Source organism: Ruegeria sp. AL2 (assembly GCF_056540845.1).
This window is the reverse complement of sequence record NZ_JBQFXM010000014.1, coordinates 86,353-101,410: the sequence shown is the minus strand read 5'-3', so window position 1 is coordinate 101,410 and position 15,058 is coordinate 86,353. Positions and strand designations below refer to the sequence as shown.

Annotated in this window: 11 protein-coding genes; 5 read left to right on the top strand and 6 right to left on the bottom strand. The window is 60.0% G+C overall.

From position 1 onward, the window contains the following. Positions 1-108: 108 nt before the first annotated feature. Entirely contained in the window at positions 109-1,086 is a 978-nt protein-coding gene (locus ACR0ID_RS15890; protein WP_480606895.1) for an HpcH/HpaI aldolase/citrate lyase family protein, read from the top strand. Between the two features lie 235 nt (positions 1,087-1,321). Here the strand turns inward: ACR0ID_RS15890 and ACR0ID_RS15885 are convergent, their stop codons facing one another. Next, positions 1,322-2,269, bottom strand: a complete 948-nt coding sequence (locus ACR0ID_RS15885) for a GlxA family transcriptional regulator (protein ID WP_480520439.1) — start codon at positions 2,267-2,269, stop codon at positions 1,322-1,324. Between the two features lie 80 nt (positions 2,270-2,349). Here ACR0ID_RS15885 and ACR0ID_RS15880 point away from each other — a divergent pair, with 80 nt between their 5' ends. The 4 genes from ACR0ID_RS15880 (at position 2,350) to ACR0ID_RS15865 (ending at position 6,857) form a co-directional block, all read left to right on the top strand. Beyond that, positions 2,350-3,510: an acyl-CoA dehydrogenase family protein gene (locus ACR0ID_RS15880; RefSeq protein WP_209507018.1), complete on the top strand. Its 1,161-nt coding sequence runs from the start codon at positions 2,350-2,352 to the stop codon at positions 3,508-3,510. A gap of 2 nt (positions 3,511-3,512) precedes the next feature. After that, the gene (locus tag ACR0ID_RS15875) at positions 3,513-5,528 is read left to right on the top strand and encodes an acetate--CoA ligase family protein (protein ID WP_480606892.1); all 2,016 of its coding nucleotides are present in this window, start codon (positions 3,513-3,515) and stop codon (positions 5,526-5,528) included. A 3-nt stretch (positions 5,529-5,531) separates the two neighbouring features. Beyond that, complete coding sequence (locus ACR0ID_RS15870) at positions 5,532-6,311, top strand: carnitinyl-CoA dehydratase (protein ID WP_480477431.1); 780 nt, start codon at positions 5,532-5,534, stop codon at positions 6,309-6,311. A gap of 75 nt (positions 6,312-6,386) precedes the next feature. Further along, complete coding sequence (locus ACR0ID_RS15865; RefSeq protein ID WP_480477429.1) at positions 6,387-6,857, top strand: hypothetical protein; 471 nt, start codon at positions 6,387-6,389, stop codon at positions 6,855-6,857. Here ACR0ID_RS15865 and ACR0ID_RS15860 read toward each other — a convergent pair. The 5 genes from ACR0ID_RS15860 to ACR0ID_RS15840 are packed head-to-tail and all read right to left on the bottom strand — an operon-like array spanning position 6,848 to position 15,015. Beyond that, complete coding sequence (locus ACR0ID_RS15860; RefSeq protein WP_480606888.1) at positions 6,848-7,918, bottom strand: polyprenyl synthetase family protein; 1,071 nt, start codon at positions 7,916-7,918, stop codon at positions 6,848-6,850. The two genes, ACR0ID_RS15865 and ACR0ID_RS15860, sit on opposite strands and share 10 nt — an antisense overlap. A 4-nt stretch (positions 7,919-7,922) precedes the next feature. Next, a complete protein-coding gene (locus tag ACR0ID_RS15855; protein WP_480606887.1) occupies positions 7,923-10,046 on the bottom strand; it encodes a hydroxysqualene dehydroxylase in 2,124 nt (707 codons plus the stop codon). Continuing rightward, positions 10,039-10,863 (bottom strand): DUF3237 domain-containing protein, encoded by an 825-nt coding sequence (locus tag ACR0ID_RS15850; protein WP_480606884.1) that lies wholly within the window; start codon positions 10,861-10,863, stop codon positions 10,039-10,041. The genes ACR0ID_RS15855 and ACR0ID_RS15850 overlap by 8 nt, the downstream gene beginning before the upstream one ends. Positions 10,864-10,877: 14 nt before the next feature. Continuing rightward, the gene (locus ACR0ID_RS15845; RefSeq protein ID WP_480520451.1) at positions 10,878-11,762 is read right to left on the bottom strand and encodes an encapsulin; all 885 of its coding nucleotides are present in this window, start codon (positions 11,760-11,762) and stop codon (positions 10,878-10,880) included. A gap of 52 nt (positions 11,763-11,814) precedes the next feature. Further along, positions 11,815-15,015 carry an adenylate/guanylate cyclase domain-containing protein gene (locus ACR0ID_RS15840; RefSeq protein ID WP_480606882.1) on the bottom strand — a complete coding sequence of 1,067 codons (3,201 nt, stop codon included), beginning with the start codon at positions 15,013-15,015 and terminating at the stop codon, positions 11,815-11,817. Positions 15,016-15,058: the final 43 nt, after the last annotated feature.

Here is a 15,058-nt window from a genome sequence, read left to right as displayed (position 1 = left end):
CGGCGAAGACGGCAACTCCGAAGTCGAAGCCCGCGTCCGCGCCCAGGTCGCAGATCTCTGCAACCGCTTCCCCATCTACCCGAACTTGTAAGCCGAAAGGTCCCAACAATGAGCTTTCACCCAATTGAACAAGCCCCCGCCCGCCTGAACCGCAGCGAGCTTGCCGTGCCCGGCAGCCAGCCCGGAATGTTTGAGAAGGCCGCGAAATCGGACGCGGATGTCATCTTCCTCGATCTGGAAGACGCCGTCGCGCCCGATGAAAAGGAACAGGCGCGCAGGAACATCATTCAGGCGCTGAACGAAATCGACTGGGGCAACAAGACCATGTCGGTGCGGATCAATGGCCTGGATACCCATTACATGTACCGGGATGTCGTGGATGTCGTCGAACAGGCGGGCCAGCGTCTGGACCTGATCATGATCCCAAAAGTCGGGACAGCCGCAGATGTGTATGCGGTCGACATGCTGGTGACCCAGATCGAAGACGCCAAGGGATACAAGAAACGGATCGGGTTCGAACACATCATCGAAACCGCGCTTGGTATGCAGAATGTCAGCGCGATCGCGGCCGCATCAAAGCGCAATGAAAGCCTTCATTTTGGTGTCGCGGATTATGCGGCCTCGACCCGCGCGCGAACCACAATCATCGGGGGCGTGAACCCGGACTATTCGGTTCTGACCGACCCGGATGCCGACGGAGGCCGCCTGAACCACTGGGGCGACATGTGGCACTATGCACTTGCCCGCATGGTGGTTGCGGCGCGCGCCAACGGGCTGCGTCCGATTGATGGGCCTTTTGGCGATTTTCAGGATCCCGACGGTTACAAGGCCGCCGCAAAACGTGCCGCCGTTTTGGGGTGCGAGGGGAAATGGGCCATCCACCCCAGCCAGATCGCACTTGCCAATGAGGTGATGTCGCCCTCGGATGCCGAAGTTACCAAGGCACGGCGTATCCTTGTCGCCATGGCCGAGGCCGAGGCGGATGGGAAAGGTGCCGTGTCTCTGGATGGCCGTCTGATCGACTATGCCTCGATCCGTCAGGCCGAAGTGCTGGTTGAAAAGGCAAGCCAGATCGCTGCGGCCTGATCGCCCGCACCAAACCTGACTTGCGTGGGCGCACTGTCCACGCATATTCTCCAGCGCTTTGACGGGCGGACTACGGCGCTAACATAAATCGGCTGTCCGCGTTTCGCGAAAATTGCCTCCCTAAAACGTTTGTCACATTTTGACCAGCAAACGGATGCTGCCTTAAATCGCTACGACAAAAGCAAGGGATGTTTCCGAGTTCGACACCTGAAACCGGAACCCTGCCAATCCCGGTTCACTGCCCCGACAGGTTTCCGTTCCGAAATGCGGTCGGCGTCTGACCGAACTCGGCCTTGAACGCACGGGTCATGGCACTGGCGTTTTCGTATCCACAGCGCCCCGCGATCTCGGCGATGGATTGTTCCGTATCCTCGGCCAGATTACGCGCGCGGTTCAGGCGCAGACGCCGGTACAGCGCTTGCGGAGTTGTTTTCAGTTCCGCCTGAACACGCGTTTCGAGCCTTTTCTGTGAACATCCGATTTTCCGGGCCACACTCCGGACAGACAGCGGTGCTTCAAGATGCGCCTGCATGACAGTCAGCGCGCGATTGACCAGCGTGTCCTCGGATTTCAAAGGCAGGTCATAATGGCCACGCCCGTTCCGGCTCATGAACAGGTGCTCGACCTCCATCGCCAGCAGCGGGCCATGATCCCGGCGGATCAAGGTCAGGGCCAGATCGAAGGCTGCCATGGCTCCGGAACAGGTCAGCCGATTACCATCAATGACAAACCTTTCCCGCACGGCCTCCACCGCCGGAAACCTTTCCTCGAACCGCGAAAACTCGTCCCAATGAATGGTCGCCCTGTGGTCATCCAGCAATCCGGCACTGGCAAGCAGCCAGCTTCCCGTATCCAGCCCGGCCAGATGCTTGTGTTTCTTGGCCGCTGCCAGCACGGCACGCATGGTCGACCGCGTATCCAGCTTCAGGTATCCATATGACGGCATGACAACAAGAAAATCCCCCTGTTGATCGCCGATGGCCCCGTTCGGGGTGACGACAAGGCCGCTTGAGCTTTGAACAGGGTTGCCGTCAAGCGAACAGAAGCGCCACGCATATAACGCCTGCCGCGACAGGGTGTTCGCCGCCCGCAACGGTTCGACCATGTTCGCAAGGCAATGGTTCGAGAACCCGTTGAACAGAAGGACATTGTACTGCTGCGATAATATTTTCGAATTTAGCATGAAACTGATCTATCTCTGCATGTCGTGACCATGAGCGATGGCGTTTGGTTGGTCAACCACCGATCCAGGGAACACGCGCCATGCAGTTTGGTCTGACAGAAGAACAGGACATGATCGTCTCGACGGTCCGCAGCTTTGTAGAAAAAGAAATCTACCCGCATGAAGACGCGGTCGAACGCAGCGGAACGGTCCCGCCGGAGCTTGGCAACGAGATCAAGCAGAAATGTATCGATCTGGGGTTCTATGCCTGCAACTTCCCCGAAGAAGTGGGCGGCGCGGGCCTGTCGCATCTGGATTTTACACTGGTCGAGCGTGAACTGGGCCGTGGGTCGATGGCGCTGACGCATTTCTTTGGCCGCCCGCAAAACATCCTCATGGCCTGCAACGACGAACAGCGCGAACGCTATCTGCTGCCCGCAGTGCGCGGGGAAAAGATGGACGCGCTGGCGATGACCGAACCGGATGCCGGATCGGACGTGCGCGGCATGAAATGTCAGGCGGTGCGCGACGGTGGCGACTGGGTCGTCAACGGATCAAAACACTTCATCTCGGGCGCGGAACACGCGGATTTCTTCATTGTCTTCGTTGCCACCGGCGTGGATGAGACCCCTAAAGGCCCCAAAAAACGCATCACCACCTTCCTGGTGGATCGCGGCACACCGGGCTTTGAAGTACGCGACGGCTACAGATCCGTCAGCCACAGGGGCTATAAAAACTGTATCCTGTATTTCGACAATTGCCGCCTGTCCGATGCGCAGGTTCTGGGCGAGGTCGATGGCGGTTTTGCGGTGATGAACGAATGGCTCTACGCGACCCGGCTGACGGTTGCGGCCTTTTCGGTCGGGCGCGCGCGGCGCTGCTTTGACTATGCGCTGAATTACGCCGCCGAGCGCAAGCAATTCGGCCAGCCCATCGGCAAGTTTCAGGGCGTTGGCTTCCAGATTGCCGACATGATCACCGAGATTGACGCCGCCGACTGGCTGACCCTTGCCGCCGCTTGGCGTCTGGATCAGAACCTGCCCGCAAACCGCGAGATCGCCTCGGCCAAGCTCTATGCCTCCGAGGCATTGGCGCGGGTCACCGACACGACGCTGCAAATCTTCGGCGGCATGGGCCTGATGGATGATTTCCCGATCGAACGGTTTTGGCGCGACGCCCGGGTCGAACGGATCTGGGACGGCACCAGCGAGATTCAGCGCCACATCATCAGCCGCGATCTTCTGCGTCCGCTGGGCGCCTGACCATGACCAAAGACCTGACCCGGCTGCTGCGCCCGAAATCCATCGCTGTCATTGGCGGCGGTGCATGGTGCCAACAGGTTATTCTGCAATCAGAACGCATGGGATATGCCGGTCAGATCTGGCCGGTCCATCCCAAGGCTTCTGACATTGCGGGCCACAAGGTTTATGGCCATATCGAAGACCTGCCCGACGCACCTGACGCGGTTTTCATCGGCATCAACCGCCACGCCACGGTTGAAGCGGTTCAAGTCCTGTCCAGCGTGGGTGCGGGTGGCGCTGTCTGCTTCGCCTCGGGCTTTTCCGAAGCCGTGGCCGAGGACGACACCGGCGGGGATTTGCAGGATCAACTGATCAACGCGGCCGGCGACATGCCCATTCTGGGCCCGAACTGCTATGGCTTCATCAACGCGCTGGACGGGGCATTGCTGTGGCCGGATCAGCACGGGGTTGTGCCCGTCGACAAGGGCGTGGCGATCCTGACGCAAAGCTCGAACATCTCGATCAACCTGACCATGCAGAAACGCGGGCTGCCGATTGCCTATATGGTGACCTGCGGAAATATGGCTCAGACCAGTCAGGCGCAGATCGCCTCGGCCCTGATCGATGACCCGCGCGTGACCGCAGTGGGCCTGCATATCGAAGGCTTCAAGAACATCCGCGAATGGGAAGCACTGGCCGCCAAAGCCCATGCAAAAGGCGTCCCGCTGGTTGCCCTCAAGGTCGGCGCATCGGAACAGGCGCAGGCGGCAACCGTTTCCCATACCGCGTCACTGGCGGGCAGCGATGCCGGGGCGCAGGCGCTGCTTGACCGGCTTGGCATTCCACGCCTTTCGGCGCTGCCTGACTTCCTTGAAACACTCAAACTGTTGCACTGCTACGGGCCGCTGCCGGGGGGCAACATCGCCTCGATCAGCTGTTCGGGGGGCGAGGCGAGCCTGATTGCCGATATGGCCGTTGGCACTGGGCTGCAATTTCCACGGCTGAGCGGTGAAAAGCTGACCCGCCTGCGCAGCGCGCTCGGGCCCATGGTCGCGCTGAACAACCCGCTGGATTATCACACCTATATCTGGCGTGACGAACTGGCGATGACGCGGGCTTGGTCGGGCATGACGGGCGACGATATTGACATGACATTCTCGATCGTCGACTACCCGACCACCGACTCCACCGATTGGGCCTGCGCAACGCAGGCAGCGTTGAACGTACGGGCAGAAACCGGCGCCCGGTTCGCGATTGTCGCCACCTTGCCGGAACTTTTACCGGAAGACATCGCACAAAAGCTGATGGTCGGGGGTGTTGTACCCTTCATGGGGCTGCGCGAGGCGCTGTCGGCGACCCGCGCCGCAGGGCAGGTCAAGGCCCCATCCGCAACGCCCGTTTTGCAGCCGGGTATGATGGAACCAACCCAAATCCTGACCGAAGGCGCCTCGAAGGCGGCGCTGGCGGAATGCGGCCTGCGTATCCCGCAGAACCGGACGGTGCGGGGCGCGGAAGCTGCCCGTGCCGCAGCGGACCAGATGGAAGGCCCTTTTGCCGTCAAGGGTGTCGGGCTTGCACATAAATCCGAACACAGCGCCGTTCGGCTGGGCATCCGGGCCGGCGACGTCGCGGCTGTCGCGGCTGATATCGGCACCGAAGACATCCTGATCGAAGAGATGGTCACCGGAACCGTTGCCGAACTTCTGATTGGCGTGGTGCGTGACCCTGCGCATGGGTTTGTTCTGACCCTTGGGGCAGGGGGCGTGCTGACCGAACTGCTGCGCGACACGGTATCCTTGCTGGTGCCCAGCCCGCCCGGAGACATCCGCTCCGCCCTCGGTCAATTGAAGATCGCCCCGCTGCTGGCGGGCTATCGCGGTCAACCGGCGGCTGATATGGATGCGATTGTTGCCGCGGTCGAGGCCGTTCAGACCTATGTCATGCAAAATGCCGACACGCTTGGCGAGGTCGAGATTAACCCGCTCCTGTGCACGCCGGATAAGGCTGTTGCCGTGGACGCCCTGATAAGAAAGGCCTGAGATATGGACCCGATCAAAACCCGCCGCGATGGTTCAATCCTCGAGGTCACGCTGGACCGCCCCAAGGCAAACGCGATTGATCTGATCACCAGCCGCAGAATGGGCGAAGTCTTTGCTGAATTCCGCGACGACCCGGACCTGCGCGTGGCCATCCTGACCGGTGCGGGCGAAAAATTCTTTTGCCCCGGCTGGGATCTGAAAGCTGCTGCCGACGGCGACGCGGTGGACGGAGATTACGGCGTCGGTGGGTTCGGAGGCCTGCAAGAGCTGCGCGACCTGAACAAGCCCGTGATTGCCGCCGTCAACGGTATCGCCTGCGGTGGCGGGCTGGAGCTGGCCTTGTCCGCGGACATGATCCTTGCCGCTGATCACGCCACTTTTGCCTTGCCGGAAATCCGCTCGGGCACTGTTGCGGATGCCGCCAGCGTCAGGTTGCCCAAGCGCATCCCCTATCACATCGCGATGGAGCTGCTGCTGACAGGCCGCTGGTTTGATGCCGAAGAAGCCAACCGCTGGGGTCTGGTGAATGAGATTATTGCCGCTGATCAGCTGATGGACCGCACGTGGGAACTCGCCCGCCTGCTGGCGTCAGGGCCGCCGCTGGTCTATGCGGCCATCAAGGAAATCGTGCGCGATGCTGAAGACGCCAAGTTTCAGGACGCCATGAACCGCATCACCAAACGGCAATTGCGCAGCGTGGATGTCCTCTATTCCAGTGAGGACCAGCTTGAAGGCGCGCGTGCATTTGCTGAAAAACGTGACCCGGTCTGGAAAGGTAAATAGAAACACGGTGTGTTTGTCGCGCGGATCCGGTAAATTTCCCATTTACTGATCCGCGCCACAGGTGCACAGTTGGGTATGCCTTATTTCGAACGAAAACCATACGTTAGCACGCCGCTTCCGGTCAGCCCGATCGCTCCGCAGCCGGACGCGCAACCGATCTCGGATATCGCACGCCGCGTGCTTGGGGCTGAACGGGGCACGAAACAGCCGCTTGAGGGGCCATTTGCGTGCCGCAAAACTTGCCACCCCGGCGGCACAGCGACCATATTGCTGTCCTTTGACGCACCAAACGGTGGCGGGCCTGTCGCATTACAGTTCGAACCGGGTGACCTGATCAACCGGAACGGCGACACTCTTCCGGCAAACCGGGTTAATGTTGTCCCCCCGCAAATCCAGCTAAACCCCGGCGAGTCAACGGATGTTGCCGTCATTGTAACCGTGCCGGACCTTGCCGATCCCGGCGAATATCACGGCCGGATTGCGTGCACGGGTACAGTGCAAACTTCGATCCTCGTGATGTATGAGGTGGCGAACGCTCAAACCTGACGGGTTACGAGGTAGTCCATGAAATGGCCCAGAAACGCGCGGGGCACCTCTTCTGTGGCTGCAAAAACCTGCGCAAACTCCTGACGGGCCGAGGCCAGCAAGTCATTGGCCGCCTCCTGTGCATATCTGATGCAGCCGTAGTGATCCATGCGATCCAGAACCCAGCCGACATCCTGCGTCGAGCGGCTGTCGCGCGGGTTTGACAGCATATCCGACAGGCGTGCTTTTTCGGGCTCGTCTGCTTGCAAGCTAAGCCGCCCCAGCATCAGCGTGCGTTTGCCTTCGTAAATGTCCCCGCCGATCTCTTTGCCATATTTGTCCTGCGAGCCCACGAGGTTCAGAACATCATCCTGTATCTGAAACGCGGCCCCCAGAAAAAACCCAAACGCGTTGAAATCGTCCAGGTTCAACGCCCCGGACGCGACATCATGTGGCCGGGCAATCAGCGCCCCGATGCGCATGGGGTGAATGAAGCTGTACCAACAGGTCTTTTTCAGACACATCGTCAGATAATCCGATGCATCCACGTTCAGCCGGTTGTCCCGTATCCAGCCAAGCTCCAGTGCCTGACCTTCAATGGACTGCTGCAACAGATGATCAAACTCGTCCACCACGCGCATGCCGGTTTCAGGGCCAAGCGGTCCAAGGTTCTGGCGCAACAGGCGCAGGGCCAGCGATTGCATCCCGTCACCGGTATTGATGGCCAAAGGGACCCCAAGACGCTTGTGCATACACGCGCGCCCGCGCCTGAAATCGCTTTGATCCTCGATATCGTCATGGATCAGAAACGCGTTGTGCAGCAGTTCAAGAACAGCGGCTGACACCCTCGCGGTCTCGCTGTCACCGCCGAAAGCCTCGCAGGTGGCCAGCAACAGTGCGGGCCGCAACCCCTTGCCCGAGGTTTCAATGTAATCTCGCATCGGCCCGTACAAATAGGCCTGCGGCTCGCCCGTCGGCAACAGCTGCAAAAGCGTCTCACGGGCCCGATCCCCGTAAGAGGTCAGCGTTTTTAGAAAATCCTGCTGTGCCGCAGGATCCAGATGTGCTGTGCCAGTGGCCACAGGGTCATCCCTTCTGGGTGATGATCACACGGGTTTTGGTCTCGTTCCTGCCCGTCTCGGCAAGGTTGGGTCCGGCCGCCGAAAAAGGTGCATCCGTCAGCGGCAAGGCTTTGGACAACACCCCCGACTGGCCGCTGTCCCGGCCCAGATCAAAGGCAACATCCTCTGCAATCTCCTCTCCGGGGATCGGAAGATCAGCCGTCGGCTCGTAGGCCACCATCAGGTCAAGCAGCTCTTTCGGAGGGCAGATCATACGCAACGCGTCCGCAATCGCAGGGTCTTCGGTAATCCCGCCGGGTTTTGAGTATTCCGTAGCCGGTTTCGCAATGACGGCAAGCGGCCCTTCGCCGCCACGCTCAACACCCACTGCATCCTGTCCCATCCTCAGCGCCGCCTCGACCGCAACCGCAAACCGGTTGTCCCAGGGTAGGCCGGCCTGATAGCGGGCAAAATCATAGGCGCGCAGCGGTTTCAGGATATCCGGTTCGTGCAGGTCCCAGATTTGGCAGGGCTCTGCTTTTGATCCGCCGCGTTGCAGGATGGCATTGACCGCCCGACGTGCCGCTTCGTTTGCTCCTTCCATGGTGGCAAGGTCGGTGTAGGTGCGTACATAATCCGACGCCAGCATGAAGTTCGGGATCAACGTGGCCGCCTCAGGGCGCAACCGCCAGCTGTTGATGCGGTTGACCAACAGCGGCTCCACATTGGTTTGGCGCTTGGGGTCGTTGGGATCCTGCACAATATCCGGATCAAGGAACCAGTAATGCATGTCCTCGTCGCGCAGGACGGTCTGGCCATCCACGTTGACGCTGCGCTTGAGCTGTTCCCAAACCTCGTGCGCAATCTCCTCGCGGCTACAATCACGCGCGGTTTTTCCGTTCAGCCCCGGCTTGTCCCATTCCGAGATATCTATTGAAAGCAGGCCCTTGGTCTTGCCTTCTGCCCAGTTTTCAAAGTTGATGGCCGACCAGAACTGCTTTTGTGAAACCGCGGTCAGGGCCCAGGGGCTGTCAATGAAAATGACATGGCCATGGGTCAGTTCAACATCCTTGGTCAGATAGAACTGAATTCCGTTCATCCATTGCACGTCTTCGGCCAGCAGGGGCAGCTTGGCCAGAGACGGGTCGATTGCCGTCATCGCAGGGGTGATCAGCGGCGCGATCCGTTCGATCGGCATCGCACTGATGAACCAATCCCCGGTGACCTGCTTTTCTTCGCCATCCTGTTCAACCGTCGCGCTGACGATGCGGCCATCCTGGCAGTCGATGCCCGTGACCTTTGAGTTGAACTTGTACACGACCCCCTTGCTTTTGAGGTAATCCAGCCACGGCTGTATCCACACAAGGTTTGTTGGGCCGTTCAACAACCGGTTGCCATGCGGCTCGGGCGTCGCGATACCCAGCTGAAGCTGAACGGCAATGTCGCCCACGGTCTTTGTACTGGCAGTTGTCGCCTTGGCGGCCACCAGCGAACGGGTCAGGCCAATCGCCAGAAACTTCTGATACGCTTCCGAGCGCTGCTCGGCACCGATGAAATCCCACCACCCGATGCGTTCATATTCATCGAACCGGCGCTCCTTGCAGGATGTCGCGATGCGCCACATGCAGACGATGAAATGTTCGACATCCTCATAGGCGATCTGGTCCCGGGGCGAGAGCGTGAATGCAACCGTCTTGAGCACGTCGGCCACGTCTTTCAGCGTGCGGGGAAACCGTTCGGGAACGATGATGCCTGGGTCATCGAACTGGCTGACCAGAACCTGAGTGGTGGACACCAGATTATCGTAACAGGTGCCTTTGCCGTAATAGGGCGTGCGCGCCATCGTATCGGTGATATGGCGGTAGAAATTCGGAAAGAACCGGAACCCGTGCTCGCCGGGCAGCCAGGGGCGTTTTACGCCGGGGGGATAACTGGCACCGTCCATCTCGGCCCATTTTTCAAGCGCCTTGATGTGTTTCGCCTTGGACCCGTGATCGCCTTCGCCCTTCATCACGGGGATGCTGCGTGCCTTGCCGCCGGGGATCAGCTGGCGCTCGTGAATCTCGACCTCGTACCCGCGCTCGATCAGCTCATGCGCCGCGCTCATTCCGGCCACGCCACCGCCCAGTATGACAACCTTTTCAGCCATCGGATGTTCCTTTCGCGGAATAGACGTCAAAGCGCAGGGTGATATCGGACAGGCTTGCTTCCCCGACGCCGAACCCCTGCAACCTGTTCATCCAGGCATAATTCGGGTTTGATGTCAGGTATCGCGGTGCCAGCCGGACCGGGGCCGAGGCGGGCAGATTGCCCTTCGCCAGCCCGGCATACCCATCCGGCCCAAAGTCACACACGCCGGTATCTTCAAACAGGATCGGCGCACCCCCTTCAACCGGTTGAATAAGCGCTCGGGCGTGCAAAAGCCCCACACCGTCGGACCGCACGCGCATCCAATCGCCCCCCAGCGGATCGATCGTCCCCTTCAGATGAGGCCCGTCAACCGTTCCGCCGTTTTTGATCCCGAAATGCAGCCAGATACCGTCGGGCGTTTCACCCGAAGGATAGAACTCGTCGTTGAACGGCACCACAAACCTGCCCACATGTTCCAGCGCGGGCACTTGCGTGATTGCCTTTGCCGGGCGTGGCGGCGCAGGTTCGGGGGCCTTTCCGCGGCCGGGATCATATTCGCGACCACCGGTCGTCAGCACCGGTCGCCAGGTCAATGTCTTTTCTTGGGTCACAGATGGCAGCATGGCTGCAAACTGCTGAAACCCGGTCTTGGGGTCGCATTGCAAGGGCCAGCCGCGAATGGCGCGCTCGGGGCCGTCATCTTCGGAACAGATCACGCGCACCACGTCATGCGAAGACACGGCGGGTCCGGCTTCGATCAGCACCCGATTAAGCCCATTTTCGTTGATCAGCTCGGACCAACGCAATGTCACGCCCCGGTCTGTAAACTCCCCCATGACCAGATCTCCGGTCAGCACGTGATGGTGCAGATCGCCTGTGCTTCCTTGATCCTCAGATGGAATTTCTGCTGCACGCGGAAGATATGTTCGCCGTCAGACGAGGTTTGCAGATATTTCACCGCGATATCCGAAGGCACGACAATCTCGACCGGCGCACCTTGCAGTGATACAAGTGCCGCCTTGTTTGCGGGCAGGGTCCCCGATCGCAGCAACGGGCCGTCAAGGAACGGAAGAATACTGTCACGCGGCAGCACCATCGAGTTCTCAATCGGCGTGGTCACGGCCTGAAACAGCCCATTGCCCATCACGCAGGCAAAAGGCCCAAGGTATCCGTGCGCTTCCAGTTTATTGATGCCCGCGACCACGGCCTCGAAAACCTCGGGGCCGGAACAGGGCTTTCTCTTCCCGTTGATCGAAATGGACTGACCTTCACCAGCCTCCAGCAGCCCCGGGTATTTGCCGCCACCGCTGACGGTATAGATCGGCGGCAGATCGGCAGGTGCGCCACCGGCATGTCTGGGGGCTTCGCCGGTGCCCGGCTGGCCGTTGAAAATGATGTCATCCTCAACCTTGGCCACGACGGCGGCGGCCCGGCGGAACATGATCATGGCCGCGGCCAGTTCCGGATCAGCCACCTGCGCGCCTTTCAGGTAGACGTTGACGGAAACCGTCGTCAGCCGCAGGGTGTCATAATCATTTACTTCCAGACGTTTGGCCGCGCCTGACGCGTTGTCAATCAGACCCAGCTTGTTCAGGGGAACAGATTGCGTGTCCGCTGGCAGCGGCCCATAAAGCGGCAGAAAACTCGCAGCCACCCGCGCGCGCAGCGCCTCATCATGGACGGCCTTGTTAACGGCATTCCACTGTTCGGTGTTCCAATCCAATGCATCGGTCATTGTAAATCCCTCTTGGTGATGCTGCCCTGTTTGGCCGGGCAGTCCGTCTCGTTCATTCGGCTTTCGTCAAACTGTCCAGTAGTGCCCCGGCGCGTTGTTCCTGAACAACGGCACCACATTCGCGGGCAAGCGCCAATGCCAGTTCAACCTCGGCAATCGCGCTGTCCCGATCACCCTTGGCAGCAAAGGCCTTGGCCCGCACGCGGTGATATTCCGGTTTGTTCAGCGTTTCTCCTCGTTCCCAACCGGGGGTACACACGGTTTCAAGCCGGTCCAGGGCCTGATCAATATCTCCGTGATCGATCATCAACTCAGACAGAACAATCTGATTCTGTGGAAAAGTAAAGTTTCCACCAGACTTTGAGATCAGGTTCATGCACGCTTCGATATGAGCTGGAACGCCCTCGATGTCGCCTTTTCCCGCCTGCGCAAGACCCATGTAGATATCCTGCATGGCGTGAAGATACAGGAACCCTTCCTCGTCGGCGATCTTGCGGGCTTCCTTCATAGTGACGTCCAGCCGGTCCCATTCGCCTGCGTAGGGCAGGAACATGCTGCACGCGCCCATGATGTAGACAAGGTTGGGCGCGTGGTTCAGTGCCCGGCTGACGTCGATGGCTTTCAAGCGCGCGGCCTCCGCCTCATCGAACTTGCCCTTCTGCCACAGCAGGCACCCCTGAATGGCCAGCAATGACGCCGTGGTCGAGGACTGGGTCATTGGCATCATTGCCATGTCCAGCTCGGGCGTGATCAGGGCAAAGGCACGGTCAAGCTGCTGCTCGCAATCCGCAAATTCCCCACGGAAGTAATGCGTAAAGCTCAGCGCGCGGGCTGCCAGCACGTTGGGAACAGTGTCGCCGCTCATACCGGCCATCGCGTCCAGGGCTTGTCCCATCTCCATTGCGCGGTTCATCTGGCCCGCGACAAAGAAATTGGTCCAGCGGCAGAAGGTGGCCGCAAAAAGGGTTTCGCCATCGCCCAAAGCATGGGCAAGCTCCATCGCGCGGGCGGCTGTCTCTCCGACCTGATCGGAGGACCATCCATAAATCGCCATGTAAGCCGGCAGGATATTCATCTGCACCCGAAGCTCGAACCCGTCACGCTCGGCATTGGCGGGCATCGTTCCGATATTGCGCAGGGCCGCGCGAAAGGCCGAGATCGCAGGCAGGTTCGCCAACCGCGACAGGGCTTGTTCGCCTGCCGTAAACCAGTTGGACACCGCCTCATCCTTCAACCCGCCATGGTCGCAGTGATGCGCCACGGTATCGGGGGCGGGGCTTCCGAATGCGTTATGTCCGGCCAGCAAGGCCCGTGCGATTTTCAGGTGAACCTTCTGCCGGTCTTCGCGCAGCAGCGAGTTATAGGCCGTATCCTGAACCAGCGCGTGGTTGAACGTATAGGTGGCCGTTCCGGCTTCGCCCGTGATCAGCACAACGCCAGCCGCCATAAGCTGCATCAGCGCGCTTTCCACATCCATGTCTTCCTGCGCCACCGCCTGGATCATCGCCGAGGTGAAACTGCGCCCGATAACAGACCCAAGCTGCGCAATAGGCTTGGCGTTTTCCATCCGGTCAAGACGCGACATCAACGAATCCTGAAGGGTTGCGGGGATACTCAGGGCATCCAGAACCTCGGCGTTGATCGGCGCATCTTGCGGCAGCTGGTCCAGAACCGCCTTTGTCATCTCTTCGATGTAAAGCGGCACGCCATCGGCTTTCTCGACAATCTGCCTGATCAGGATGACCGGCAAACTGTACGGCTCAGCCACGCGCCGGACCAGTTCCGAGGCTTCACTGCTGGCCAAAGGCGTCAGATCGATGCGCGCCGCGCGGCCTTCGTAATGTTCTGGCGGCTCATATTCAGGGCGATGCGACAGGACCACCAGTATCGGGAACCCGTCCAGTCCTGATGCCAGCGCCTCCAGCACGTCCAGCGTGGTTGCGTCAGCCCAGTGCACGTCCTCCACCACCAGCAGCAAGGTGCCGCGCCTGTCGCACAGGCTGCCAATGCTGCGCAACAACACGTCCAGCGACTTGCGGGCCTTCTTCAGGGGGTCCGGATCCGGCGCTGCGCCCGTTTCGACCCCGGCCATATCCAGAAGAACAGGCAAATCCGCGTCGCTCAGACGAGAGGCGGCCTGAACAAAGTCGGAAATCGCGCCTCGGATGCTATCATCGGACTTGTCGCCTGAAACCCGCCTCAACTCTCCCACGATTGGATGAAGCGGAAGGCTGGCCAGATGCGGAATACACTGCAACGTAAAGGGTTTGACGCCAATTGTTTCAGACAGGGACTTGATCAGCCGCGACTTGCCAATGCCTGCGGCGCCGCCGACAAACGCGAACCTGCCGGACCCCGCCTGTGCATCTTTCCAAAGCTGCGTTAGGACTGAAAGATCGTCGCCCCGGGCGACAAGATCAACAGCTGACTGTCCGACACGCGCATCGAACCGGCTGGTCGCGACGCTTTCGGAAATGGCGCGATAGACAGTGCGCTGATTGTCAAATCCTTTCAGGTTGTGGCTGCCACGGGGCTCGAATTCGAATGCGCCTTGTGTCAACCGCCACGTCTCTGCGGAAACGACCACCTCGCCCGGCTCGGCCAGACCTTGCAGGCGGGATGCGAGGTTCGCGGTTTCACCGACCAGAAAGTCCTGCGACCCAAGACTTGTTGACGAGACCACCCCCACAACGACCATACCGGTGGCAATTCCCGCCCGCAGATCCAGTTTTTCGCCAAACCTGTTTTCAAGGTTTTGTACGGCTTCAATGGTCTCCAGCACGGCGCGAACGGCGCGTTCGGCATCGTCCTCCATGGCTTTTGGATATCCGAAATAGACCATGATCCCGTCACCCTGCCTGTAGGCCAGGTGACAGCCATGCTGTTTCAGGGTGCCGATCGCCGTATCCAGATACAGGTTCATGATCTGCATCAGGTCTTCCGGGTCATACCGCTGGGCCAGCTGCGTGGACCCCACTAGATCGCAGAAAACCAGCGTAAGCTGTCGCCGCTCGGCTTCGGACCTAAGCTCCTGCCGGGTCGATGCCTCCTCAGATTTCAGACGGGCCTGCGCCTTGCGAAACCGCTTTCTTTCGCCAACCGTCAGCCCCAGATCGCGCAGTTCGGGATCTGTCAACTCGTCCAGAATATCATCATCCACGCCTTCCTGCCGAAACAGGGTGGCATGGTTTTCCAGATCAGCCAGTCGAAGAACTTTTGAGATACGCGGCGATGCCTCAAGGACCCCCGTCATCGTTCTGCGCCCCCGCCCATTTTCCTTCTCCCCTTACTCCCCT

Coding starts and splice junctions, on each gene's coding strand:
- ACR0ID_RS15885 (WP_480520439.1), bottom strand. CDS start 2,269: ATGCTAAATTCGAAAATATTATCGCAGCAGTACAATGTCCTTCTGTTC.
- ACR0ID_RS15845 (WP_480520451.1), bottom strand. CDS start 11,762: ATGACCGATGCATTGGATTGGAACACCGAACAGTGGAATGCCGTTAAC.
- ACR0ID_RS15875 (WP_480606892.1), top strand. CDS start 3,513: ATGACCAAAGACCTGACCCGGCTGCTGCGCCCGAAATCCATCGCTGTC.
- ACR0ID_RS15870 (WP_480477431.1), top strand. CDS start 5,532: ATGGACCCGATCAAAACCCGCCGCGATGGTTCAATCCTCGAGGTCACG.
- ACR0ID_RS15865 (WP_480477429.1), top strand. CDS start 6,387: ATGCCTTATTTCGAACGAAAACCATACGTTAGCACGCCGCTTCCGGTC.
- ACR0ID_RS15880 (WP_209507018.1), top strand. CDS start 2,350: ATGCAGTTTGGTCTGACAGAAGAACAGGACATGATCGTCTCGACGGTC.
- ACR0ID_RS15855 (WP_480606887.1), bottom strand. CDS start 10,046: ATGGCTGAAAAGGTTGTCATACTGGGCGGTGGCGTGGCCGGAATGAGC.
- ACR0ID_RS15840 (WP_480606882.1), bottom strand. CDS start 15,015: ATGACGGGGGTCCTTGAGGCATCGCCGCGTATCTCAAAAGTTCTTCGA.
- ACR0ID_RS15850 (WP_480606884.1), bottom strand. CDS start 10,863: ATGGGGGAGTTTACAGACCGGGGCGTGACATTGCGTTGGTCCGAGCTG.
- ACR0ID_RS15890 (WP_480606895.1), top strand. CDS start 109: ATGAGCTTTCACCCAATTGAACAAGCCCCCGCCCGCCTGAACCGCAGC.